Genomic DNA, 22,234 nt, shown 5'->3' on the forward strand with positions numbered 1-22,234 from the left:
CTGCGCTTACGGTGCTCACGGACCCAAATGTCCGCTGCGCTCCGGTTCTCGAAACCACCACCATATGGTTCGCCAGAGCGAATTTCGAAACAGCTCTAGGCCTCGGCCCGCTCCTTGCTTCTCGCAGCCGTCCGCCGGCAGAACACGGCAAGGCCGAGCGCAAACAGCGCAAGCGCCATCGCGACCCGGAACGTGACCTGCATTCCGAGCAGGGTTGCCGATGGGGTCGCTGAATCTGCTCCAGCAGATGCCGCGGCGAATATGGCGCCCATCAGCGATGCGCCGGTGATCAGGCCGAGATTGCGCGACAGGTTGACGAGGCCGGAGACGACACCGCGCTGGTCGGCGATCGCGGCCCCCATCACCGCGGCGTTGTTCGCGGTCTGGAACAGGGCGTAGCCGCCGCTCAGCGCCAGGACCGGGACGACGTAGCTGGGAATGCCGAACGCGATCCGGATCGACGAGAGGGCAAACGTGCCGAGAACGAGCGAGGCCAGGCCGGCTATCATCGTCGGCTGGGCACCGAAGCGGTCGACCAGCCGCCCCGCCGGCACCGCAGCCAGCGTCGCGACCAACGGTGCCGTGGACATAACAAGCCCGACTGTGGCGGGGTCGAGGCCCAGCGCTCTGGAGAGGTAGAACGGCGCGACCACCAACTGGCCCATCACCACGGTCGAGACGACGACGCTCATGGCGAGGCTTGCGGTCAGCATGCGGTCGCCGAATGCAGCCAGGCGGACGAGCGGCGTTTCGACCTTCAATTCCGTCACGATGAACAAGCCGATGCCAAGGGCGGCAACGACAAGCAGGCCGAGATTGAGCAGACCAACGCTGCCCTTGCCCAGTGTCATGGCCAGCGCGTAGGCGGCCAGCGTCAGCGCGAGCAGAACCGTCCCGAGCGTATCGAAAGTGTTTCGTCCGGGCCCGGACCTGCCGTCCTTGGGCAACGCGCGCCAGGCAAGCGCGAAAGCCAGCATGCCGAGCGGCACATTGACCAGAAACATCGCCCGCCAGCCGGCGCCGGCGATCAGCAGTCCGCCGAGCGAGGGGCCAAGCATGGTGCCGATCGACGACATGGCGCCGAGCAGGCCCATGGCGCTGCCGGTCCTCGCCTTAGGGACGGTGCCGGCGACGAAGGCCAGCGTCAGCGCCATCATCACGGCGGCGCCAAGGCCTTGCGCGGCCCGCGCCGCGATCAACAGCCCAAGCGTCGGCGCCAGCGCGCAGAGCGCCGAGGCGATCGTGAACAGGGCGATGCCGCCGAGCAGGAGCGGACGGCGGCCGACAATGTCGGCCAGCCGCCCGGCGCTGACGATCATGGTGGTGATGGCAAGCAGATAGGCCAGCACCACCCATTGCACGGACTGGAACGAGGCGCCGAACGCCTGCATCAGCGATAGCAGGCCGACGCTGGCGATGCTGGTGCCAAGAGAGGACAACAGCGTGGCAAGCGACAGGCTGGCCAGCGCCCAGCGAACGGACCGCGTGGGCGTCGCAGCGCCGTCAATCCAATTGCTTTCGGTTCCAACTTTTTCCGCGACGTTCGCCATGGCTTGCTCCTTTGCTTCGGCCTGGTCGTACGCCCCTCGCTGACATGGCGGAAGACGCAGCATTTGCATCTTATTCATGCATGCGACGCCATATATCCATGCTATGATCCGGCGATGCCGTCACCCGATCTCAACCTGCTGGCCGCCCTGGATGTCCTGCTGAACGAAGGCAGCGTGGCGCGCGCCGCGCAAAGGCTGGGCCTCAGCCCGTCGGCGATGAGCCGCACGCTGGCGCGCCTGCGCGAGGCGACGGGCGATCCGCTGCTGGTCCGCGCCGGCCGGGGCCTTGTGCCGACGCCGCGCGCGCAGGAATTGCGGCTGCAGGTGGGCCGCGTGGTCGAAGACGGGGAAGCGCTGCTGCGCCCGGCCAGGCTGCTCGACCTGCAAGGCCTCGACCGGACGTTTACGCTGCGCACCAACGAAAGCTTCGTCGAGGAGTTCGGGCCGCGGCTTGTCGCCCGCGCCGGAGCGGAGGCTGCCAATGTGCGGCTGCGCTTCGCGCCGAAGTCCGACAAGGACGTAGCGTCGCTGCGCGACGCGACCATCGATCTGGAGATCGGCGTAGCCGGCGAGACCGGACCCGAGGTCCGCATTCAGACGCTCTTTCGCGACCGCTTCGTCGGTGCGGCGCGGTCCGGCCATCCGCTAAGCCAGGGCCCCGTCACGCCGGCGCGCTTCGCGGCCGGGCGCCACATCAGCGTTTCCCGGCGCGGCCGCGAAAGAGGGCCGATTGACGAGGCCCTGGAACAGCTCGGACTGCGCCGGACTGTGGTGTGCATGGTGTCCAGCTTCTCGGCGACCCTCGCCATGGCCCGCGCGTCCGACCTGATCGCCAGCGTGCCCGAGCGGCATACGGAAGGCGCGCGCGCCGGCATGTTCAGCTTTCCCCTGCCGGTCGCGACAGCGGAGGTGACGATCTCCATGCTCTGGCATCCGCGCCTCGACGCCGATCCGGCGCAACGCTGGCTGCGCGATTGCGTGCGCGCGGTCTGCGCCGCTTCCGGCTGAGCGGAATTACGCTGACATCGCCGCTTCGAGCGCCGTGAAGATGCGTTCGTCAGCCGACTGGGCGACATTGAAGCGCAGGAAGCGGCTGGCTGTTCCGGACAGGCTGAACGCATTGCCGGGTGCCAGCACCACACTGTCGGCCAGTGCGCGGCGAGCGACCTCCGCCGCATCCAGGCCCTCCGGCAGGCTGCACCACAGGAACAGGCCGGCCGGCTGCTCGATCCACGGCGTGATGCCGATCGGCTTCAGGCGGGCACTCGTTTCGGCCATGGCGCGCGCAAGCCGGATGCGCAACGCCTCGACATGCTTGCGGTAGCTGCCGTCCTTCAGCAGGGTCAGCACCAGTTCGGCCGCCAGCCTGCCGCCGCCGAAGGTCGTGGCGATCTTGAGGTCGATGAGCTGCTCGATCCAGTCGCGGGGCGCCGCGATGAAGCCGCAGCGCACCGAGGCCGACAGCGTCTTGGAGAAGCTGCCGATCTGGACGACGCGGTTGAGGCCATCGAACGCCGCCAGGCGAGGGGCCGGGCTGTGCTCGAAATCGGCGAAGATGTCGTCCTCGACGATGGTGAGGTCCGCCTGATCGGAGAGCTTGAGCAGCCGGTGGGCGGTGACCGGCGACAGGATCGCGCCGGTCGGATTGTGGATGCCGGAGTTGGTGATGTAGAGGCGCGGCCGGTGCTCGGCCAGCGCCGCGGCGAACAGGTCGATGTCCGGCCCAGACGGCGTGTAGGGAACGCTGACGACCTTGGCGCGGTGCGCGCGCAGAAGCGCGTGAAAATTGAAATAGCAGGGGTCGTCGACCAGAACGGTGTCGCCGGGTTCGATCAGGAAGCGGCACAAGAGATCGATGGCCTGGGTGCCCGATTCCGTCAGCATGACCTGTTCGGGCGAGGCTTCGATGCCATGCCCGGCCATGCGCCGGGCCAGCAACTGTCGCAGTGGTGCCAGGCCGAGTGGCGTGCCGTAATCGGCAAGCGCGACATCGTCGGCTCGCGCCGCCGAGCGCAGCGCCCGGCGCAAGGCGGCCTGTGGCATCCATGCGGCCGGCAGCCAGCCGCAGCCGGGTTTCAGCACCTCGTCGCCGGCTTCCAGCGACTGGCGCGAGACCCAGAGCGGATCGACCTCGCGGTCGAGACGGGGGCCGATCTCGGCCAGCGACAAAGGCGCCAGCTGGCCGGCGGTGTAGAAGCCCGAGCCCGGGCGCGAGCGGATCGTGCCTTCGGCGGCGAGCCGTTCATAGGCCTCGACGACGGTGGATTTCGAAACCTGCATGGATTTGGCGAGGGCGCGGATCGAGGGCAGCCGCGCCCCCGGCGTTAGGCTGCGGGCAGCGATCCGTTGACGGATGGTCGCCATGACAGTTTCGACAAGGGTGGTCGCGGCAAGTGAGCGCGCAGCGTCGGTTTCCAGAACGAGTGCGGTCATCTGTATTGCTCAATCGGCCATTACAGTTTTGCAGAATTGTACCGCATTGTCTCTGGCTGCACCATAGGGGTCTGCGCGATACAGGGCGAAAGAAATGGAGCCTGGAATGGACAAGACCGCGAGCGGCTGGGTGAACGGATTCGTCGGCGTACTGATTTTCTCAGGGTCGCTGCCGGCGACGCGTGTGGCGGTGGCGGATTTCGATCCGACCTTCCTGACTTCGGCCCGCGCGGCGATTGCCGGACTGCTCGGCCTGGTGATGCTCGTCCTGTTCCGGCAGAAACGTCCGGAGCGCGGTGATTTTCTGTCGCTGGTGATCGTGGCGCTCGGCGTGGTGGTCGGCTTCCCCTTGCTGACGGCGCTGGCGCTGAAGCATGTCACTTCGGCCCACTCCATCATCTTCGTCGGCCTGCTGCCGCTGGCGACGGCGATCTTCGGCATGCTGCGCGGCGGCGACCGACCAAGGCCGGCCTTCTGGCTGTTCTCCTGCCTCGGCAGTGCGCTCGTTGGGAGTTTTGCCTTGACGCAGGGCGTCACCGCCTCGCCGGTCGGCGACGCGCTGATGCTGGCCGCCATTATCGTCTGTGGACTGGGTTATGCCGAGGGTGCCGCGCTGTCGCGCCGGCTCGGCGGCTGGCAGGTGATCTGCTGGGCTTTGGTGCTGTCGCTGCCGATCATGCTGGTGCTGACCTTCGTGACGCTGCCGCCGTCCTTCGCCGGCATTGGCTCCGGCGCATGGGCCGGCCTCGCCTATGTCTCGCTGTTCAGCATGCTGATCGGCTTCGTGTTCTGGTATCGCGGCCTGGCCCAAGGCGGCATCGCCGCCGTCGGCCAGCTGCAGCTTTTGCAGCCCTTCTTCGGCCTGGCGCTGGCGGCGAGCCTGCTGCACGAGCAGGTCAGCCCGCTGATGATCGCCGTCACCGTCGCCGTGGTGCTGTGCGTCGTCGGCGCCAAGAGATTCGCCAAGCAGGAGTTGCCGAGACCCGCGGCTTCGGCGTGACGCCGGCATCCGCTCCTAGAACTTCGTCACTACGCCGATGCCGATGCCCTCGAAGCTGCCCATCGCCATCAAGGCCGCAGGCGCCTCCTCGAGGCTGATCTTCTTGCCGACCAGAAGTTCCGGCTTCAGCTTGCCGGTGCGGATCATTTCCATCATCGCCGGATAGCGGTAGGCCTGCATGCCGTGGCTGCCGAATATCTCGAGCTCGAAGGCGATCACCTTGTCCATCGGCACCTGCGGCTTGGCATGCTCGGCCAGCATCAGGCCGACCTGAACGTGGCGGCCGCGGCGGCGCAGATTGGCGATCGAATTGAACGAGGTGGTCGGGTGGCCGAGCGCGTCCATCGACATATGCGCGCCGCCATTGGTGATCTGCTTGACCGCCTTGACTACGTTGGGCGTGTTCGAGGCATTGATGGCCGCCACGGCGCCGATCTTCCTGGCGAAGTCCAGCTTCTCGTCGGTGAGGTCGATGGCGATGACGTTGGCGCCCATCGAACTGGCGATCATGATCGCCGACAGGCCGACGCCGCCGCAGCCATGCACGGCCACCCATTCGCCCGGCTTGACCCGACCCTGGTCGACGATGGCGCGGAAGGAGGTGACGAAACGGCAGCCGAGGCTGGCGGCGGTGGCGAAGTCCATCTCATCGGGCAGGCGCACGAGATTGGTGTCGGCATGGTCGATGGCGACATATTCGGCGAACGAGCCCCAGCCACTGAAGCCGGGCTGCGTCTGGTGCTCGCAGACCTGGTGGTTGCCCGACGTGCATTCGAAGCAGCGGCCGCAGCCAACGGCGAACGGCACGGTGACGCGGTCGCCGGCCTTCCAGCGGGTCACCCGCTTGCCTGCGGCGACGACGATGCCGGCGAGTTCGTGGCCGGGCACATGCGGCAGCGTGATGCCGTCGTCATGGCCCATCCAGCCGTGCCAGTCGCTGCGGCAAAGCCCTGTCGCCTCAATCTTGATGACGACCCCTTCCGGCGCCGGCTTCGGGTCGGGAACGGTCTGGATCGTCGGCGCTTCGCCGAACTTCTCGAAGACGACAGCTTTCATCGGCAACTCCTCATGCTCTACCCGGAATTGTGCGGCTACTCCGCGTCTACCTGATTCTCCGGCGCGGCCTTGCGGAAAGCCGGCAGCGCCATGCAGGCGGCGTGGATGCGCGAGATTACCGGATAGGGCGCCATGTCGACGCCGAAGCGGGCGTTGTTGGTGACCTGGGCGGCGAGACAGATGTCGGCAAGGCCGGGTGCGTCGCCGTGACAGAAGGTGCCGGTCTCGGCCGATGAAGCGAGAATCGTCTCAAGCGGCTGAAAACCTTCGTTCACCCAGTGCCGGAACCAGTTGACGACATCCTGGTCGCCGGCGCCGAACAGCGTGCGCAGCGAGGTGAGCACACGCAGATTGTTCACCGGATGGATGTCGCAGGCGATCATCTGCGCCAGCATTCTCGCGCGAGCTCGCCCAAGCGCGTCCTTCGGCAGAAGCGGCGGCTCGGGCACGGTCTCGTCGAGATATTCGATGATCGCCAGCGACTGCGTCAAAAGCTGGCCGCCGGCGAGGATCAGCGCCGGCACCAGCCCTTGCGGATTGACCGCGAGGTAGGCGGCTTCGAGGTGCTCGCCATGGCGCAGATGATGCGGCACGTAATCGTAGGTGAGGCCCTTCATCTCCAGCGCGATGCGCACCCGGTAGGAGGTGGAGGAGCGGTAGTAATTGTGGAGGATCAGGTCGCTCATCGCATCACGCTGCCGGCTGGCCGATGGTGATTTCGATGGCGCCGATGCCGTCGACGCCGCCGGTCATCGTTTCGCCCGGCCCGACCGCGCCGACGCCGGCCGGCGTGCCGGTGAAGATCAGGTCGCCCGGTTCCAGTTCGACCGCCTCGCTGCAGATCGAGACGATGTCTGCGAACGGCCAGATCAGCTCGGCAAGGTCGGCATCCTGCCGGACCTTGCCGTCGACGGCGAGCCAGATGCGGCCCTTCGCGGGGTGGCCGGACTTCTGCGCCGGGACCAGCGCGCCGCACGGGGCGGAACGGTCGAAGGCCTTCGACCAGTCCCAGGGCCGCGCCGCCTTCTTGGCCTGGTCCTGCAGGTCGCGCCGGGTGAGGTCGATGCCGACGGCATAGCCCCAGACATGAGCAAGCGCCTCGTCGCGGGGAATGCGGAAACCTGCCTTGCCGATCGCCGCGACCAGCTCGATCTCGTGATGCAGGTTCGCGGTCAGCGGCGGGTAGGGGATGGTGGCGCCGCTGTCGACCACCGCGTCGGCCGGCTTGGTGAAGAAGAAGGGCGGATCGCGTTCGTCATTGCCGAGTTCGCGGGCATGCGCGGCGTAATTGCGGCCGACGCAGAAGATGCGGCGCACCGCGAAGCGTTCGTGCGAGCCGGCGACAGCAACCGACGGTGTTGCGGGCAAGGGGAGGACGAATTCCGTCATGCGCTTCTCTCAATCTATATCTCTGGCCGGCACATTCGGCCGAATTGGGCCACCGGGCAAGGGATGCGCGATGGCAAGGCGCTGGTCATACCGGCGCTTGCCCGCTGGATATCAGCGGAACAAGGCCGCGCCGACGTTCAAAAAACCGTCGCGGCCAAAAGAAACAGCGCTGTGGGCCATTCGGCGGCATGTCGTTTACTTTCGTTTCCGGTTATGGCGTCACCTGGGCACTGCAATCGACGGCAAGAATGGCGATGTATTGTTTGCCAATAATCTGGCCATGGTTGCGGGATTATCCTATTCTGGGCGCAAGTGAAGCGACCTCATCATGACCGCAGTCAACGATCGCGCCCGGTTTCTGATCATCGACGACCATCCGCTGTTCCGCGAGGCGCTGCACAGCGCCGTGCAGATGGCCTATCCGGACGTCGATACGGTCGAGGCGCGCTCGATCGCCGAGGCGCTCGACCTGCTGGCCGGCCCGAAGCCGTTCGACCTCGCGTTGCTCGACCTCAGCATGCCCGACGTTCACGGGTTCGACGGTTTGCTGCAGCTCAGGACCCGCCATCCGCGCCTGCCGGTCGTGATCGTCTCCGGCTATGAGGAGCCGCGCATCATTTCCGAGGCGCTGTCCTACGGCGCGGCCGGCTTCATCCCGAAATCGGCGCGCAAGAGCGACCTCGCTGGCGCCATCCGCTCGGTGATGGACGGCGCGATCTATGTGCCGGAGACCTACGAGATCCAGCCGCCCGACGCCGACAGCATCGACCGCGCCGATATGGTGCAGCGCCTGGCGCGGCTGACGCCGCAGCAACTGAGGGTGCTGCAGATGCTGCGCCAGGGCATGCTCAACAAGCAGATCGCTTATGAGCTGCAGGTCGGCGAGACCACGGTCAAGGCGCATGTCTCGGAGATCCTGCGCAAGCTGAACGTCTACAGCCGCACGCAAGCGGTGATCGAGGTGTCGAAGCTCGATAATGCGGAGCTGTTTCGGGATCAGGCGGGGTTTTGAGGTTTGCAATCACCCTGCAGGTGATGACGCCGAGCGAGCACGAAAAAGTGCACCGTCACCGTAATTCATTTCCGACAGACCAACAGCCCCTAAAACGATATCGACGAAACGACTGCTCTCACTTCATCTAGTTCTTCATTCATAATCTCGCTTTCTTCACCAAGGCCGACATAGGTCACGAAAGCAAAATCGTTCCCATTCGACAAGTACCAAGCAGACAACGTTTCGTCCGCTTTCTGAGACAATACGCCAACACTCATTGTATTTGCGAATTTCTCCTCCGAAATATGATTGGTGTCTATGCGGTTGTTGTGGCAAAATTCGATCATGAACGATCTAAGAACCTCGAAACCCGCGTTAGGTTTTTCCCCGCTCCGATATTTGGCGATAGAGAATTGAAGAGCGCCGACACCCGATGCCTTGGCTAAGGTAGGGGGCCACGCTCCAGGAACGTCGTCGGTTATGTCTTCCCATCCGGCAGCCAGGTCGAATGTGATGCCATGGAATTGTACTATCATTGCGATTTCTGGATCACTCCTGAGCTACCTGCTTAGGCTCGCGGCCGTCGACAAAAAGCCGAACAAATCCCCCATCAGGGGGCCACAGGCAAAGATGGGTTCCGGCTTCTTCGATTTCGATCCGGCCCGCGGAAGCGGGTTCGTCGAAGAATCGAAACTCCGCTTCTGTTGATGGATCGATCAGATACTGATGTGCCCAAGGTTCCACGACGATCCGGATCGGACTGTCGGTACGGTTCCTGTACGAGATGGTCTGGGTGAGATGCATCAGCACCAGCTTCAAGCCAGCAGATGCGCCAGCAGCGCCCGCAGTTGCGCCGGCTTCAGCGGTTTGCGCATCAATTCGATGCCGTCGGCGCGGGCGGCCTTGGCGACGACGTCCGATCCGTCGGCGGTTACGATCAGCGCCGGCACTGGGCGGCCGAGATACTCGCGCACCTCGCCGATGGTCGCGGTGCCGAGGTCGCCGCCGTCGAGATGCTGGTCGGCAATGACGATGTCGGGCACCCAGTCGGTGTCGCCGAGGAGATCGAGCGCATCGTCGGTCGAGGTCGCGGCGCGCACCTGGCATTGCCAGCGCTCGAGCAGGAAGGTCATCGCCTGCAGTACGTCGGCATCGTTTTCGACCAGCAGCACCTTGGTGCCGAACAGGCCGTAGCCGCGCGGCCGCTCCAGATCGGCGGTGCTGGCGGTCGTATCGGCCGCGGCGCCGATGCCGACCGGAACGTCGATGTGGAAGATGGTGCCGCGGCCGAGCTTCGACGAGAATGTCACCGGATGGCCAAGGGCGGCGGCCATGCGGCGCACGATAGCGAGGCCCAGTCCCAGCCCGCCGCCGGAAAGCCCGGTGTCGGTGAGCGCCGTGCTGCCGCGGTGGAATTCCTCGAACACCGCCTCGCGCTGGTCGTCGGCAATGCCGCAGCCGGTGTCGGCGACATCGATGCGGATAATATCGCCGCGATGCCTGGTGCCGACCAGAACGCCGCCGGAGCGGGTGTAGCGCAGCGCGTTGGACAGGATGTTCTGCAGGATGCGGCGCAGCAGCGTGCGGTCGGAGCGCACCAGCGCGTTCACCGGCCGGAACTTCAACGTCAGCCCTTTCAGTTCGGCCACCGGCAGGAAGTCCGAACGCAGCGAGGAAAACAGCGCCTCCAGGCTGACATCGCCGATCTCGGGCTGCACAACGCCGGCGTCGAGCTTGGAGATGTCGAGCAGCGTGCGCAGCAGGTCCTCCATCGTCTCCAGCGAACGCTCGACCTGGCGCACCAGCTTCTTGCCTTCCTCGCTGGTCTGCACCTCGGCCAGCGCCGAGACGGAGAGGTGGGCGGCGTTCAGCGGCTGCAGCACGTCGTGGCTGGCGGCCGCAAGGAACCTGGTTTTGGAAAGGTTCGCCAGTTCGGCGGTTTCCTTGGCGGCGATCAGGTCGATGTTGGTCTGCTCGAGCCGGCGCAGGGTCGAGTGCAGTTCGTCGGTGCGCGTGCGCACCCGGTTCTCCAGTGAGATCGCGGTCTGGAACAGCGAGAAGGCATTGCCCTGCTGGTCCATCGAGCGCTCGACGCGGCTGACCAGCGCGGCGTTGATCTTCTTCAGCTTTTCGAGGTCGTTGATATCCCGGAGCGGCATGGGCGGCCCGCGCTATTCGGCCGCCAGGCGATCGCCGAAGGCGATGCCGGTGAAGGTCTGGTTGAGATGCATCGAGCGGTACTGTTCGCCATAGGTGCCGAAGCCGATGACGTTGTTGACCCGGTAGAGCTCCGAAATATCCCGGAACACCTGGCGGTTGCGCGCGTCGAGCCGCCGCAGCACGCAATCGAAACCGAGGATCATATCGATGCCGCCCAGCCGCTCCCTGACATCGCTGAGCGCGGCACGTGTCGCCTCCACCATGTTCTTCGGCTGGGCGATCGAGAGCACGACGCCGTCGTCGATGGCGCAGAAGAAGGAGAGCGAGCCGTCGGCATGCATCCTCTGGATCGAGCGGCAGTAATATTCGCCGCCCACCTTCACCACCACCGGATGCGAGGCAAAGCTCAGCGGCGTCAGCGTATGCGGCAGGATCCCGACCGAGGCGGCATATTCCTCGGCGGCGTTGACGGCGTTGAATTCGCGCACGATGCGGTGATCGGGATCGGAAGCGGTCACCACCAGCTTCTCGTCGGTGGGAATGAAATTGTCGGTCTTGAAGACGTGGAAGGGGATTTCGGTGGCGATCAGCATGATGATGGCGCTGTCGGAGGCGACCTTGCCATTCGAGATCAGCGTGGTGGTCTCGAATTTGAGGTCGTCGCCGGCCGAGCCGCCGATCAGCGGAATGTCATCCAGCCCCCAATGGATGGCCGACGTCACGGCCTCCTCGGCATAGGACAGCCCGTCGATGAAGCACAGCGCGAAGGTATCCTTGGCCCGTCCATGTCCGACGCGGCCGCGCAGCGAGCGCCTGAGCGCCGCGACCTCGCCGGTGATCCTGTCCATGCCCGACGAGGAGAGATTGTCGACCATGATGCTGGCCGTGGCGAACGAGGCGGACGGCAGGAGCAGGGCAAGGATGTGGCCGTCCTCGAGCCCCTGCGGCGTGATTTCGCCGGCGGTCGAGCAGCCGGCATAGGCAAGCGCCGGCGCGTGCTCGGTCAGCGCTTGCGACAGCGCCGCCGCATCGACCAGACTTTGGGAGAAGAACAGCAGCGCGAAACCAGCGTCGATCGCCGCCGCTTCCGCCGCGATTGCCCGGGCGAAGGCATTGGCGTCGGGCTCATCCGTGGTGAGCGCCGAGAGGCCGCATGCATAGCGCGTCCGCGAACTGGCCAGCTGCCTTCTCCTGCATTTCCTCCGACGTTGTCTTGTGCGCGTCGGGCGAGCGGCGTCGAAAGGCATTGTTGTCTTCACGGCGGCGCTTTGGCAATGGTCCGCCCCCATCCGGCGTGACCGAAAGTACAATATGCGACTTTTCGGGCGAACTGCATTCTCGCCCCGTGGAGGGCCCAAGCTATTTTTTCCCGCTTTTTGTGCGGCACGTGAACGGGCGAACAGCCAGGCGCCGGGAGGAAAACGGCGCCAGGACGACCAAGGTAAAATACCCAGGGAGGTTTCATGTCGGACATATCGTTGACGGTGAACGGCAGGCGCGTCAGTGGCGCCGCCGAGGACCGTACGCTTCTGGTTCACTTCTTGCGGGAGAATCTCGGCCTGACCGGGACGCATGTCGGCTGCGACACCTCGCAATGCGGCGCTTGCGTCGTGCACGTCGACGGCAAGGCGGTGAAGTCCTGCACGATGCTGGCGGCGCAGGCCTCAGGGTCCAGCGTGGTGACCATCGAAGGGCTCGCCAACGGCGCCGACCTGCATCCGGTGCAGGCCGCGTTCAAGGAGCATCACGGGCTGCAATGCGGCTTCTGCACGCCGGGCATGATCATGACCGCGACCGACATGATCGCGCGTCATCCGGAAGGCCTCGACGAGGCGACGGTGCGGGCCGAGCTCGAAGGCAATATCTGCCGCTGCACCGGCTACCACAACATCGTGAAGGCGATCCTCGCCGCCTCGAAGGCGATGGCGAAGGGGTCGAAGGGCAAGACGAAACGGGCTGCTTGATAGGGGAGTAAGGGAATAGGGGAGTAAGGGAATAAGCCAATTGGCTCTTAATTCCCTACTCCCTTACTTCCCTACTGACCTATTCCCCTAAATTCCGGAGGAATTTCATATGGGCATTGAAGGTGTTGGCGCCCGCGTGGCGCGCAAGGAGGACAAGCGGTTCATCACCGGCGCCGGCCGCTATGTCGACGACATGGTGGTTCCCGGCATGAAGCATGCAGCGTTCGTGCGCAGCCCGCACGCGCATGCGCAGATCAGGAAGATCGACGTCAAGAAGGCGCAGGCCATGCCTGGCGTCATCGGTGTGCTGACCGGCAAGGAGCTCAAGGCCGACGGCATCGGCAACCTGATCTGCGGCTGGATGATCCATTCCAAGGACGGCTCGCCGATGAAGATGGGCGCATGGTCGCCGCTGGCCGTCGACAAGGTCCGCTATGTCGGCGACGCGGTCGTAATCGTGGTTGCCGAAACCAAGGGCCAGGCGCGCGACGCAGCCGAGGCTGTCGAGATCACCTACAAGGAACTGAAGGCGGTGGTCGACGCGACCAAGGCGCTGGAGAAGGGCGCGCCGCAGATCCATGCCGAAGCCGAGAACAACCTGATCTTCGACTGGGAGATCGGCGACGCCAAGGCGGTCGACGCGGCGATCAAGGGCGCGGCGCACGTCACCCGCATGAAGATCGTCAACAACCGGCTGGTGCCCAACGCGATGGAGCCCAGGGCGGCGCTTGGCCACTACGACAAGGCAGAGGATCATTACACCTGCTGGACGACATCGCAGAACCCGCATGTCGCGCGGCTGGTGATGAGCGCCTTCTACAACATCGCGCCGGAGAACAAGCTGCGCGTCATCGCGCCCGATGTCGGCGGCGGTTTCGGCTCGAAGATCTACATCTATCCGGAAGAGATCGTCTGCCTGTGGGCATCGAAGAAGACCGGCGTGCCGGTGAAATGGGTCGCCGACCGCACCGAGAGCTTCCTCTCGGATGCGCATGGCCGCGACCATGTCTCGACGGTGGAGATGGCCTTCGACAGGAACAACCGGATCACCGGGCTGAAGGTCGACACGATCGCCAATCTCGGCGCCTACATGTCGCTGTTCTCGTCCTGCGTGCCGACCTATCTCTACGCCACGCTGCTGTCGGGCCAATACGACATGCCGGCGATCCACGCCAACGTTCGCACCGTCTACACCAACACCGCGCCCGTCGATGCCTATCGCGGGGCAGGGCGGCCGGAAGCGACCTATCTGCTGGAGCGCACGATGGAGACCGCCGCACGCGAGCTCGGCGTGTCGCCGGCGGAGCTTCGGCGGACGAACTTCATTAAGTCGTTCCCGCACCAGACACCGGTGATCATGAACTATGACGCTGGCGACTATGGCGCCTCGCTCGACGCGGCGATGAAGGCGTCGGACTATGCGGGCTTTGCCAAGCGCAAGGCCGCCGCCTCAAAGCAAGGCAAGCTCCGCGGCATCGGCATGAGCTGCTACATCGAGGCCTGCGGCATCGCGCCGTCGGCGGCGGTCGGCTCGCTCGGCGCCGGCGTCGGCCTGTGGGAATCGGCCGAGGTGCGCGTCAACGCCGTCGGCACGATCGAGGTGCTGACCGGTTCGCACAGCCATGGCCAGGGCCACGAGACGACCTTCGCGCAACTGGTCAACCAGCGCTTCGGCGTGCCGATCGACAGCGTGTCGATCGTGCATGGCGACACCGACAAGGTGCAGATGGGCATGGGCACCTACGGCTCGCGCTCGGGCGCGGTCGGCATGTCGGCGATCTCCAAGGCGCTCGACAAGGTCGAGGCCAAGGCCAAGAAGATCGCCGCGCATCTGCTCGAGGCCGACGAGAGCGACATCGTCATCGAGAACGGCGCCCTGAAGGTTGCCGGCACCGACAAGAACGTGCCGTGGTTCCAGATGGCTCTGGCGGCCTACACTGCCCACAATCTGCCGGCCGGCATGGAGCCGGGCCTGAAGGAGACGGCGTTCTACGATCCGGCCAACTTCACCTTCCCGGCCGGCTGCTACATCTGCGAGGTCGAGATCGATCCGGAGACCGGCTCGACCGAGATCATCCAGTTCGTGGCCGCCGACGATTTCGGCAACATCATCAACCCGATGATCGTCGAGGGGCAGGTGCATGGCGGCATCGCCCAGGGCGTCGGCCAGGCGCTGCTGGAAGGCGCCTATTACGACGCCAGCGGCCAATTGCTGACGGCAAGCTACATGGATTATACGATGCCCCGCGCGGGCGACCTGCCGTCGTTCAAGGTCTCGACCTCGAACACGCCATGCCCAAGCAATCCGCTCGGCATCAAGGGCTGCGGCGAGGCCGGCGCCATCGGTTCGCCGCCGGCGGTGATCAACGCCATCACCGATGCCATCGGCATTGCCGACATCGCGATGCCGGCATCGCCGTCCACGGTGTGGACCGCGATCCGCGCCAAGACCAAGCACTGAGGGAGGGAGCAAGCATGTATTCGGTCAACTACCACCGTGCCGCCTCGGTTGCCGAGGCCGCCAAGCTTTTGAAAAGCGGCGAAGCGAAGCTCCTGTCGGGCGGCATGACGCTGATCCCCGCCATGAAGACGCGGCTGGCCGCGCCCTCGGACCTCGTTGACGTGTCGCGGCTGAAGGACCTGCAAGGCGTCAAGGTGTCGGGCAAGACGGTGACCATCGGCGCCGCCACCACGCACCACGACGTCGCGAATGACCAGAAGCTGAGGAAGGCCTGTCCGGCGCTCGCCCATATGGCATCGCTGATCGGCGACCCGGCGGTGCGCCACAAGGGCACGATCGGCGGGTCGATCGCCAACAACGATCCAGCCGCCGACTATCCGGCGGCACTGCTGGCGCTGGGGGCGACGATCGTCACCAACAAGCGCGAGATATCAGCCGACAAGTTCTTCAAGGGCCTGTTCGAGACGGCGCTGAAGGATGGCGAGATCATCACGGCCGTCAGCTTCACCGCGCCGGCCAAGGCGGCCTACGAAAAGTTCCGCAATCCGGCGTCGCGCTATGCGATCGTCGGCGTGTTCGTCACCAAGGGCAAAGACGGGGTTCGCGCCGCGGTGACCGGCGCCGGCGACGATGGCGTCTTTCGCTCTAAGGAGATCGAGGCGGCGTTGGCGAAGAATTTCGCGGCGTCGGCCCTCGATGGCGTGAAGGTGCCGGCGAAGAACCTGATGAGCGACATCCACGCCTCGGCGGATTACCGGGCCAATCTGATCGCGGTCATGGCCAAGCGTGCAGTCGCCGCCGCCGCCTGACGCTTGCAGTCGCACGAAAGAGAAGGGGCCCTTATGGCCCCTTTTCGCTACCGCCTGATCAGGCCGCCTGGCGATTTTTCCGTTCGGACAGATAACGGCGCAGGCCGGCTTCGCCGCGCGGCGTCGTCCAGCGGTGGTTCCAGGCAAAGGCCTGCCTGAGCAGCGGCGCCAGAAACTTCAGGATCGGCCTCAGCACCGTGACCTGCCAGATCAGATTGACCCGGGTGCCATTTGCCGATGGCGACAGTTCCGCCCGCCATAGGCCGTCGAAATCGCCGAAGGTCTTGACCACCACGAGCCGGCCGGGTTCGAGTTCGGCCGCCTCGATGATGAAGTTCAGTTCGTAGGGCAGGGCGCCGCGCGCCCGGGCCTTTGCCCGCGAGCCGACCACGCCCTTGCCCTTCTTGTCGAGCGGCACGACCTGCTTGTAGACGTCGCCCCACCAGAGCGGCAGCAGTTCGGCGTCGGAGAGCACATCCCAGACCTCTTGCGGCGTCGCCTCTGGAATGTCCCAGCTCTCGTCGAAGCGGAAGACGTTGCTCGGCATGGCGGTTCGCCCCCGGTGGCGCAGACGGCCACTTTAGCGACGGCTTGTTTGTTGCGCCAGTGCCGCGCGCCGGCGCTCAGGCAAGTTGCCTGAGGTAGTAGCGCACGGCCTTCTTGCCGCCATGGATGACCGCGTCGCCGACCTCGGCGAACCCCAGCGCCGCATGGAAGGCGTCCGAAGCCGGATTGGGCGGATCGGCATTCACCTCGCAGGTGACAATCGCCTGGCCGGAGCGCGCGACGTGCTCGAATAGATCCTCGTAGAGCCGTCGGGCATGGCCACGGCCGCGCGCGGCTGCGGCGACGACGACCCGGTCGACATAGACGAAGCGCTGGTAGCGCTCGCGGAACCAGAGGAAGTTCGGGCTGTCGTAGTCGGCGTCCTGGTCGAAGGTCATGATGAAGGCCTCGAGCGCGCCAATGCGGCGCGCATAGAAGGCCTCGCCGAGCAGGAAGGAGAGCCGCTCGGCCTCCAGCCAGGACAGTTCCGCCGCATGCTCGTTGTTGAGCGCGAGAATGGCGGGCTCGTCCCCGGGAGAAACGCGGTCGATCGGCGAGCGTCCTTCGGTCATCGCATCTTCCCCGGGATCAGGCCCTGACGGCCGCGATGGTCGCCGCCACCAATGCCCCGTCGGTCACCGTGGTGCGGTACTCGCGGTCGAGGTCGCTGCCGCCCATGCCGACGCGCGGGTTGCGGTAGCGCATGGCGCTCGGCACATCGGCAAGCGCGGCGAAATGCATTTCCTTCAGCCCGGTCCTGGCGAGCACCTCTGCGATATTGTCGGGATCGAGCCCGCCGCAGCCGAGGATGATGATGCGCTCGCCGGCCTGTTGGACGAGCGCGGCCAGAAGCTCGGCGCCCTCCAGAGCAGTGTCGCGCTGGCCGCTGGTCAGCACGCGGCCGACCCTGCAGCGGACCAGCGCCTCGAGCGCCTCGGCCGGGTCGCTCGTCATGTCGAAGGCGCGATGGCAGGTGACGTTGAGCGGGCCAGCCGCGCGCACCAATTCGCCCATGCGGGCCTCGTCGATGGTGCCGTCGGCATTCAGGCAGCCGACGACGACGCCGGCGACGCCGAGACCGGCAAGCGCGCTGACATCGGCAAGCATCGAGCGGTACTCGGCCTCGCCGTAGAGGAAATCGCCGCCGCGCGGCCTGACGATGACGTGGAACGGAACGGTGGCGAGCTCAAGCGCCGCGCGCACCGTGCCGAGGCTCGGCGTGATGCCGCCTTCGACCAGGCTGGCGCAGAGTTCGACCCGGTCGGCGCCGGCGGCCTGCGCGGCAAGCAGCCCGTCAATGCCTTCGACACAGAGCTCGATCAGGGGTGGCTGAGGATTCTTGCTCAAGGTGCGGTCCGTCCATGATTTTTCGGCGACAGCCCTAGCATCGGGTCCGCTGCCGTGAAAGCGGCAATGATCGGTCCAGCAGGCGGCGGGCGACCGGCATTCGCCAAGGCGTGCTTGACAATTCAATAACTAGCGAGTTATGAGTTAATTCATAGCCGACGGGTTATTGATCGAGGCAGGCAATGTGGCCCAAAGGCCGTCCAGCCTGCGACGGTGTCGGCGAACCAAAAAGCCCTGGAGAAACCAGGAACTCCGGATGCTGAGCGCCCGGGGTTTGCGAGAACGCGACCGAAGGAGGCCATTGTGCAAGCACGACTGAAGAACCCCGTAATGCTCATCCCCGGCGCGCTGCAGGCGCTGCTGGCGCTGGACAAGTCGACCGAGGCGGCCGACGTGCCTTATGTGACGCGCAAGCTTGTCCACCTGCGCGCCAGCCAGATCAACGGCTGCAGCGTCTGCGTCGACATGCATGCGCGCGAGTTGAAGAAGGCCGGCGAGAAGGACGAGCGCATCTTTGCCGTGTCGGCCTGGCGGCAAACGCCTTATTTCACGGAGCCGGAACGCGCCGCGCTTGCGCTGGCCGAAGCCACGACCCGCCTGAGCGACCGGGCCGACCCCGGACCCGATCTGGGACGAAGCCGCCCGGCATTATGACGAAAAGCAACTGGCCGCACTGGTGGTGCAGATCGCCCTGATCAACGCTTTCAACCGCCTCAACGCCGCCACCGAACAACCTGTCGGCGCCTGGGGATGAGGGCGATTACTGGCGCAGCACCGTGTTCTTGGCGCCCTGCTCGATCTGGTCGATGACCAGCAGTTTCACCGGGCCGTCGCCGAGATTGGTGGCCTGGTGCCACTGGCCGATCATCTCGACGATGAAATCGCCGGTCTTGTAGGTATTGCTGTTGCCGGTTTCGACATTCGTCACCTTGAGCGTTCCGGCCTCGACATAGGCGTAGCGGGGAAACGGGTGCTTGTGGACCGGCAAGGTCGCGCCCACGGCGATCTCGAAGCTCGAGACGATGACCTCGACATTCTTCTGCGGCAGCGTGATGGGCTGGCCGGACGCCGTTTGCGTGCGATCGGCGAGCGGCGTCACGACGACAGGGTTTGCGCCGCTGTCCAGAGCGTTGGCGGCGGTTGCGGACAGCGCGACGGTTAGCAGCAGCGCCGATGCCAGGACGATTCGCATGGTTCCTCCTCAGGGTTTGGCGGACCATGGCGCGGCGGGCGTGCGGGCGCAAGATTCGTTGCTATTGAGAGGGCCAGCACAGCCTGTTGCGGCCGCAGCGGTGAGGAGTGCGAGAAACGCGGGAAGGCCGCTCAGCCGCCGCTTCGGCTCATTCTGATGAGCCCTTTCAACGCTTCATGAGGTCACGGCTGAACCTGACCTCGTGGCCGTACGAGCCGCTCGGCAGGTCGGCGGCGGCCTGGCGGAAACTGTCTTCTATCCGTGTTGTATAACGGCCTTCATTCTGAATCCTGTCCCACAGGACAAAGCAGACCGCCAAGGCGATGACAATGAGCACCGGTCGCATCGGAAAATCTCCCTCAAGAAGTTCCCGACAAAGCGGCTGTATGATGAGCCTGCTTCAGGCGAAATACAAGCTATTGCTAATATATGGTTGCCAGCGCTTGGCGTGTACGCCTCTCGGTGGCGCCGCGACTTGGTGATGATCAGCTGGCCGCGCTAGCCAATGATGGCCAAGCCAATGGCAATGCCCAACCCGATGGCAATGCCCATCAGGAGCTTGCCGGCGAGATTGAGGGCGATGGCGCGGACGTTGGCGCGCACATCACTATGGGGCTGTGCCACAGCCCTTGTCAGGTCATCGAAAGTCGCTTCCACGGTTGCCACCCTGCGATCTTTTCAGGGTAAGCCTAAATCATATCCTCGGTTATGTGAATCCCCCTTTTGTTCTAGGCAGCAAGCGACAGAAGGCGCCGGGAGGCGCATCTCCGCCGCAGGCCGAACCCCGCTTAGCGCGCGCTCGCCCGGCGCGCGGTGGCCGGGCCGGGACCGCGCATATAGTGGAGCTCCGGCCGGTAGCGCGGATGAACGAATTCGCGAAAGGCCGATGCCAACCGAATGAGTGCCAGCCCAAGGGCGGTGACCGAGAGCACCGCAAGAGGGCCGAACATAAGTTTGTGCGACATCATTGTCCCAACCTCAGATGCCGGTGTCGATATGGAACAGGTCTTTTCGGCCGGCATGACTGAAGTTGTGGCAGCAAGAACCGTGCCACGCCTGGCCGGCGCACGATTTGCCGCCTGGGCCGACGCACGCCGGCGTCTCGGAATGGGTCATTTGCTGCTGGCACCACAATTGCACTGCCAGCAATGCCGGGTTGTTGGGACCGGCAATAGGGGCGTTTGGGGGCCTCGCCGCTCCGCGAATGGAGCGGCGAGGTTTCTGCTTTTCCGGCCGGGCCTTCGGGCGACGCGACATGTTCCGGCCGGTTGCTGGTGTCGATCGGCACTAGGAATTCAGTTGAGCCCGTCCCCACCATCGAGCCGCCAGGCGGCGGCGTCGCCAGCCCGCAGGCCTCCCCTCACGCCCGGCGGCTCAGAGTGGCCGGCGCTTTCGGTCGGAGCCATCGGAACAAAGAGCGCCTCTGTCTGGTTTCGGGTGAGGGAGAGAAACCTGATGCCAGATCAAACCAAAGAGCGGCCCCCGCCGAAACCCGACCACAAGAAGCCACCGGTGCATCCCCGCGACAAGGAATCATCATCGCCCGAGCCTGATCATGTCGACCCACCGCCGCGAGATGTGCGTGAGGCACCGTCACCAAATCCAAACGGGAATAAGAATGGTTGACCGGACCAAGCGATGAACGGCGGAGCGGTCGCGGCCTTTGGATATGGACGCATGCGTGGCTGCCTAGCCGGACTGGCTGCGCAGCTTTCGCCTAAGTCTTTGAAAAAACTTGGCTCCCCGGGCCGGATTCGAACCAGCGACCAACCGGTTAACAGAGGGTTTCCAATGCAATTTTCTGGATCAGCGTGCGACAGCCTGAATTCCTAAAAATTCGTTGAATAACAAATAATTAGTGTTTCATCCCGTCGCGACCTGTCGCAGCCGGTATCGACAAAGCGCATGGTTTTGTGTAGATCATTCTGTAGATCACTCACGGAACCCGGGCAAACCGGTTGTAGCAAGATTGGTCGCTGGACAGATGCCGAAACTCGAACTCACCGATAAATTCTGCCAGGCCGCCAAGGCCGGTTCCGGCCGAAAAGCGGACTATTTCGATACGACTGTCAAAGGTCTTGTGCTGCGAGTCTCGGCGGGTGGGCAAAAGACCTGGTTTGCGGTTTACGGGCCGCCCGACAGGCGGCAATGGTTGAAGCTCGGCACCTATCCCGAGACACCGCTCGGCACCGACAAGGGCGCTCGCCAGAAGGCCAAGGACACTCGTGCAAGCGTGCAAGAGGGCGGCGACCCTGTGGCCGCCAAAAAGGCGCACGCCGCCTCGATGACCGTCTCTGATTTGGTCGAGAGCTATCTCACCCGCCGGGCATCATCGCGGCGGTCGGTCAATGAGATCGCGCGCCGGCTGCGCAAGAATGTGTCCGGCTATGACGCTTTCGGAAAGAAGGTCGAGAAGGCATCATCTGGCTGCATCGGCGAGGTGAAGCTCGCGGACCTGCATCGTCGCGACATTACCAAGGCGATCGACGCGGTGAAGGACCGGGGCGCGGCCGTCGAGGCGAACCGGGTGTTCGAGGACATTCGCGCCATGATCCGTTGGGGGCGCGGTCGTGGCGATCTGGACAGCAACTTGACCGAAGGTATGGCGAGGCCGACCGAAACGGTCGAGCGCGACCGCGTGCTGACGGCGCACGAGATCAAGACGATGTGGACAGCCTTGCCCGAAGCCGACATGCGGGAAAGCACCCGCCGCATTCTGCGCCTGTGCCTGGTTACAGGACAGCGTGTTGGCGAGATCGCCGGCATGGAGCACGGCGAACTGGACTTGACACGCGGCCTTTGGACGATACCAGCCAGGCGCGCGAAGAACGGCCGCGATCATGTTGTCCCGCTGTGCGAAATGGCAATCCGGATCATCGGCGATCAGATCGCAGACGTGAAGGCGCTGTCGGAGCGCAAGGGCAGGGCGGTACAGCCTTTCGTTTTTCCTGGACCGGGCGCCCGTGCAGCCGTCACCGGCGCATCTGTCCCGAAGGCAGTGAAGCGAGAAGAGATCAGCAAGCGCGGCGTAGCAATGATCATGGGCATTGCACCGTGGACGCCGCATGACCTTCGGCGATCTGCTGCGACGGGCATGGAAGAGATCGGCATTTCGCCATTCATCGTCGGGCATGTGTTGAACCACGTTTCGGCGACCAAGAGTACAGTCACGTCGCGGGTATATGCGCGCTACGACTATATGGGCGAGAAACGGGACGCCTTGGAGCTTTGGGCCGGTCGGCTTGCCGGCATCATTGCAAGCAAGGGCAACATCGAACCTCTGCGAGCGAAGGCGGTTGCATGAACCGGTCTGCGCAGCCGACGTTCGACCCG

Annotated in this window: 25 protein-coding genes and 1 pseudogene; 9 read left to right on the plus strand and 17 right to left on the minus strand. The window is 64.8% G+C overall.

Annotated elements, in window-relative coordinates; all coding sequences use genetic code 11:
- Positions 1-95 precede the first annotated feature (95 nt).
- Positions 96-1,550, minus strand: coding sequence for an MFS transporter (locus PU724_RS11010; protein WP_354422321.1), 1,455 nt, complete (start codon positions 1,548-1,550; stop codon positions 96-98).
- Positions 1,551-1,664: 114 nt separating this feature from the next.
- On the opposite strand from PU724_RS11010, the gene PU724_RS11015 reads away from it, so the two are divergent.
- Positions 1,665-2,558: a LysR family transcriptional regulator gene (locus PU724_RS11015; RefSeq protein ID WP_127311989.1), complete on the plus strand. Its 894-nt coding sequence runs from the start codon at positions 1,665-1,667 to the stop codon at positions 2,556-2,558.
- A 6-nt stretch (positions 2,559-2,564) separates the two neighbouring features.
- Here PU724_RS11015 and PU724_RS11020 read toward each other — a convergent pair whose 3' ends face one another.
- On the minus strand, positions 2,565-3,983 hold the full coding sequence (locus PU724_RS11020; RefSeq protein WP_354422319.1) for an aminotransferase-like domain-containing protein: 1,419 nt from the start codon (positions 3,981-3,983) through the stop codon (positions 2,565-2,567).
- 106 nt (positions 3,984-4,089) lie between these two features.
- On the opposite strand from PU724_RS11020, the gene PU724_RS11025 reads away from it, so the two are divergent.
- A complete protein-coding gene (locus PU724_RS11025) occupies positions 4,090-4,983 on the plus strand; it encodes a DMT family transporter (RefSeq protein WP_354422317.1) in 894 nt (297 codons plus the stop codon).
- Between the two features lie 15 nt (positions 4,984-4,998).
- Here the strand turns inward: PU724_RS11025 and PU724_RS11030 are convergent, their stop codons facing one another.
- Genes PU724_RS11030 through PU724_RS11040 form a run of 3 tightly spaced genes read right to left on the minus strand, consistent with a single transcriptional unit; the run spans position 4,999 to position 7,428 of the window.
- Complete coding sequence (locus PU724_RS11030) at positions 4,999-6,039, minus strand: zinc-dependent alcohol dehydrogenase family protein (RefSeq protein WP_354422315.1); 1,041 nt, start codon at positions 6,037-6,039, stop codon at positions 4,999-5,001.
- Between the two features lie 35 nt (positions 6,040-6,074).
- On the minus strand, positions 6,075-6,725 hold the full coding sequence (gene maiA / locus PU724_RS11035; protein WP_354422313.1) for a maleylacetoacetate isomerase: 651 nt from the start codon (positions 6,723-6,725) through the stop codon (positions 6,075-6,077).
- Between the two features lie 4 nt (positions 6,726-6,729).
- On the minus strand, positions 6,730-7,428 hold the full coding sequence (locus PU724_RS11040; protein WP_354422311.1) for a fumarylacetoacetate hydrolase family protein: 699 nt from the start codon (positions 7,426-7,428) through the stop codon (positions 6,730-6,732).
- Positions 7,429-7,498: 70 nt separating this feature from the next.
- Here PU724_RS11040 and PU724_RS11045 point away from each other — a divergent pair, with 70 nt between their 5' ends.
- Together PU724_RS11045 and PU724_RS11050 are read left to right on the plus strand one after the other, a co-directional pair.
- Positions 7,499-7,744, plus strand: coding sequence for a hypothetical protein (locus tag PU724_RS11045; RefSeq protein ID WP_354422310.1), 246 nt, complete (start codon positions 7,499-7,501; stop codon positions 7,742-7,744).
- Positions 7,745-7,756: 12 nt separating this feature from the next.
- Entirely contained in the window at positions 7,757-8,440 is a 684-nt protein-coding gene (locus PU724_RS11050; RefSeq protein ID WP_127393290.1) for a response regulator, read from the plus strand.
- Between the two features lie 89 nt (positions 8,441-8,529).
- Here the strand turns inward: PU724_RS11050 and PU724_RS11055 are convergent, their stop codons facing one another.
- From PU724_RS11055 to PU724_RS11070, 4 genes are read right to left on the minus strand one after another with little or no spacing between them, the layout of a single operon-like run.
- Complete coding sequence (locus PU724_RS11055) at positions 8,530-8,958, minus strand: hypothetical protein (protein ID WP_354422308.1); 429 nt, start codon at positions 8,956-8,958, stop codon at positions 8,530-8,532.
- Between the two features lie 13 nt (positions 8,959-8,971).
- On the minus strand, positions 8,972-9,241 hold the full coding sequence (locus PU724_RS11060; RefSeq protein WP_354422306.1) for a hypothetical protein: 270 nt from the start codon (positions 9,239-9,241) through the stop codon (positions 8,972-8,974).
- Entirely contained in the window at positions 9,238-10,581 is a 1,344-nt protein-coding gene (locus tag PU724_RS11065) for an ATP-binding response regulator (protein ID WP_354422304.1), read from the minus strand. Before PU724_RS11065 ends, PU724_RS11060 begins: the two co-directional genes overlap by 4 nt.
- 12 nt (positions 10,582-10,593) lie before the next feature.
- A complete protein-coding gene (locus tag PU724_RS11070) occupies positions 10,594-11,841 on the minus strand; it encodes an FIST N-terminal domain-containing protein (protein ID WP_426213181.1) in 1,248 nt (415 codons plus the stop codon).
- Positions 11,842-12,045: 204 nt separating this feature from the next.
- Between PU724_RS11070 and PU724_RS11075 the strand changes: the two genes are divergently transcribed.
- The 3 genes from PU724_RS11075 (at position 12,046) to PU724_RS11085 (ending at position 15,816) form a co-directional block, all read left to right on the plus strand.
- Positions 12,046-12,546 carry a (2Fe-2S)-binding protein gene (locus PU724_RS11075; protein WP_127285950.1) on the plus strand — a complete coding sequence of 167 codons (501 nt, stop codon included), beginning with the start codon at positions 12,046-12,048 and terminating at the stop codon, positions 12,544-12,546.
- Positions 12,547-12,655: 109 nt separating this feature from the next.
- The gene (locus PU724_RS11080) at positions 12,656-15,007 is read left to right on the plus strand and encodes a xanthine dehydrogenase family protein molybdopterin-binding subunit (RefSeq protein ID WP_127393492.1); all 2,352 of its coding nucleotides are present in this window, start codon (positions 12,656-12,658) and stop codon (positions 15,005-15,007) included.
- Positions 15,008-15,021: 14 nt separating this feature from the next.
- Complete coding sequence (locus PU724_RS11085) at positions 15,022-15,816, plus strand: FAD binding domain-containing protein (RefSeq protein ID WP_292170922.1); 795 nt, start codon at positions 15,022-15,024, stop codon at positions 15,814-15,816.
- A 58-nt stretch (positions 15,817-15,874) separates the two neighbouring features.
- Here the strand turns inward: PU724_RS11085 and PU724_RS11090 are convergent, their stop codons facing one another.
- From PU724_RS11090 to PU724_RS11100, 3 genes are all read right to left on the minus strand, one after another.
- On the minus strand, positions 15,875-16,363 hold the full coding sequence (locus PU724_RS11090) for an SRPBCC family protein (RefSeq protein WP_128346103.1): 489 nt from the start codon (positions 16,361-16,363) through the stop codon (positions 15,875-15,877).
- 76 nt (positions 16,364-16,439) lie between these two features.
- Positions 16,440-16,934: a GNAT family N-acetyltransferase gene (locus PU724_RS11095; protein ID WP_354422299.1), complete on the minus strand. Its 495-nt coding sequence runs from the start codon at positions 16,932-16,934 to the stop codon at positions 16,440-16,442.
- 16 nt (positions 16,935-16,950) lie between these two features.
- The gene (locus PU724_RS11100) at positions 16,951-17,709 is read right to left on the minus strand and encodes a copper homeostasis protein CutC (RefSeq protein ID WP_354422297.1); all 759 of its coding nucleotides are present in this window, start codon (positions 17,707-17,709) and stop codon (positions 16,951-16,953) included.
- A 303-nt stretch (positions 17,710-18,012) separates the two neighbouring features.
- On the opposite strand from PU724_RS11100, the pseudogene PU724_RS11105 reads away from it, so the two are divergent.
- Positions 18,013-18,463, plus strand: a pseudogene (locus PU724_RS11105) (carboxymuconolactone decarboxylase family protein).
- Positions 18,464-18,469: 6 nt separating this feature from the next.
- Here PU724_RS11105 and PU724_RS11110 read toward each other — a convergent pair.
- The 5 genes from PU724_RS11110 to PU724_RS11130 form a co-directional block, all read right to left on the minus strand.
- On the minus strand, positions 18,470-18,901 hold the full coding sequence (locus PU724_RS11110) for a cupin domain-containing protein (protein WP_354422295.1): 432 nt from the start codon (positions 18,899-18,901) through the stop codon (positions 18,470-18,472).
- 166 nt (positions 18,902-19,067) lie between these two features.
- Positions 19,068-19,247 (minus strand): hypothetical protein, encoded by a 180-nt coding sequence (locus PU724_RS11115; RefSeq protein WP_354422293.1) that lies wholly within the window; start codon positions 19,245-19,247, stop codon positions 19,068-19,070.
- A 152-nt stretch (positions 19,248-19,399) separates the two neighbouring features.
- Complete coding sequence (locus tag PU724_RS11120) at positions 19,400-19,558, minus strand: hypothetical protein (RefSeq protein WP_187331286.1); 159 nt, start codon at positions 19,556-19,558, stop codon at positions 19,400-19,402.
- A 131-nt stretch (positions 19,559-19,689) separates the two neighbouring features.
- Positions 19,690-19,866 (minus strand): hypothetical protein, encoded by a 177-nt coding sequence (locus PU724_RS11125; protein WP_426213209.1) that lies wholly within the window; start codon positions 19,864-19,866, stop codon positions 19,690-19,692.
- Between the two features lie 13 nt (positions 19,867-19,879).
- Positions 19,880-20,158: a hypothetical protein gene (locus PU724_RS11130; protein WP_426213183.1), complete on the minus strand. Its 279-nt coding sequence runs from the start codon at positions 20,156-20,158 to the stop codon at positions 19,880-19,882.
- Positions 20,159-20,759: 601 nt separating this feature from the next.
- Between PU724_RS11130 and PU724_RS11135 the strand changes: the two genes are divergently transcribed.
- Positions 20,760-22,205: a tyrosine-type recombinase/integrase gene (locus PU724_RS11135; protein WP_354422291.1), complete on the plus strand. Its 1,446-nt coding sequence runs from the start codon at positions 20,760-20,762 to the stop codon at positions 22,203-22,205.
- The last annotated feature ends 29 nt before the right edge of the window (positions 22,206-22,234 follow it).

Source organism: Mesorhizobium abyssinicae, from assembly GCF_049887195.1.
GTDB classification, from domain to species: Bacteria; Pseudomonadota; Alphaproteobacteria; order Rhizobiales; family Rhizobiaceae; genus Mesorhizobium; species Mesorhizobium abyssinicae.

Bases quoted from the DNA above. Each gene is read 5' to 3' on its own strand.
- PU724_RS11110 (WP_354422295.1), bottom strand. From the start codon at position 18,901: ATGCGAATCGTCCTGGCATCGGCGCTGCTGCTAACCGTCGCGCTGTCC.
- maiA (WP_354422313.1), bottom strand. From the start codon at position 6,725: ATGAGCGACCTGATCCTCCACAATTACTACCGCTCCTCCACCTCCTAC.
- PU724_RS11090 (WP_128346103.1), bottom strand. From the start codon at position 16,363: ATGCCGAGCAACGTCTTCCGCTTCGACGAGAGCTGGGACATTCCAGAG.
- PU724_RS11125 (WP_426213209.1), bottom strand. From the start codon at position 19,866: ATGTCGCACAAACTTATGTTCGGCCCTCTTGCGGTGCTCTCGGTCACC.
- PU724_RS11010 (WP_354422321.1), bottom strand. From the start codon at position 1,550: ATGGCGAACGTCGCGGAAAAAGTTGGAACCGAAAGCAATTGGATTGAC.
- PU724_RS11045 (WP_354422310.1), top strand. From the start codon at position 7,499: ATGGCAAGGCGCTGGTCATACCGGCGCTTGCCCGCTGGATATCAGCGG.
- PU724_RS11055 (WP_354422308.1), bottom strand. From the start codon at position 8,958: ATGATAGTACAATTCCATGGCATCACATTCGACCTGGCTGCCGGATGG.
- PU724_RS11085 (WP_292170922.1), top strand. From the start codon at position 15,022: ATGTATTCGGTCAACTACCACCGTGCCGCCTCGGTTGCCGAGGCCGCC.
- PU724_RS11015 (WP_127311989.1), top strand. From the start codon at position 1,665: ATGCCGTCACCCGATCTCAACCTGCTGGCCGCCCTGGATGTCCTGCTG.
- PU724_RS11050 (WP_127393290.1), top strand. From the start codon at position 7,757: ATGACCGCAGTCAACGATCGCGCCCGGTTTCTGATCATCGACGACCAT.
- PU724_RS11030 (WP_354422315.1), bottom strand. From the start codon at position 6,039: ATGAAAGCTGTCGTCTTCGAGAAGTTCGGCGAAGCGCCGACGATCCAG.
- PU724_RS11115 (WP_354422293.1), bottom strand. From the start codon at position 19,247: ATGCGACCGGTGCTCATTGTCATCGCCTTGGCGGTCTGCTTTGTCCTG.
- PU724_RS11130 (WP_426213183.1), bottom strand. From the start codon at position 20,158: ATGTCGCGTCGCCCGAAGGCCCGGCCGGAAAAGCAGAAACCTCGCCGC.
- PU724_RS11065 (WP_354422304.1), bottom strand. From the start codon at position 10,581: ATGCCGCTCCGGGATATCAACGACCTCGAAAAGCTGAAGAAGATCAAC.
- PU724_RS11025 (WP_354422317.1), top strand. From the start codon at position 4,090: ATGGACAAGACCGCGAGCGGCTGGGTGAACGGATTCGTCGGCGTACTG.
- PU724_RS11080 (WP_127393492.1), top strand. From the start codon at position 12,656: ATGGGCATTGAAGGTGTTGGCGCCCGCGTGGCGCGCAAGGAGGACAAG.
- PU724_RS11075 (WP_127285950.1), top strand. From the start codon at position 12,046: ATGTCGGACATATCGTTGACGGTGAACGGCAGGCGCGTCAGTGGCGCC.
- PU724_RS11040 (WP_354422311.1), bottom strand. From the start codon at position 7,428: ATGACGGAATTCGTCCTCCCCTTGCCCGCAACACCGTCGGTTGCTGTC.
- PU724_RS11095 (WP_354422299.1), bottom strand. From the start codon at position 16,934: ATGACCGAAGGACGCTCGCCGATCGACCGCGTTTCTCCCGGGGACGAG.
- PU724_RS11020 (WP_354422319.1), bottom strand. From the start codon at position 3,983: ATGACCGCACTCGTTCTGGAAACCGACGCTGCGCGCTCACTTGCCGCG.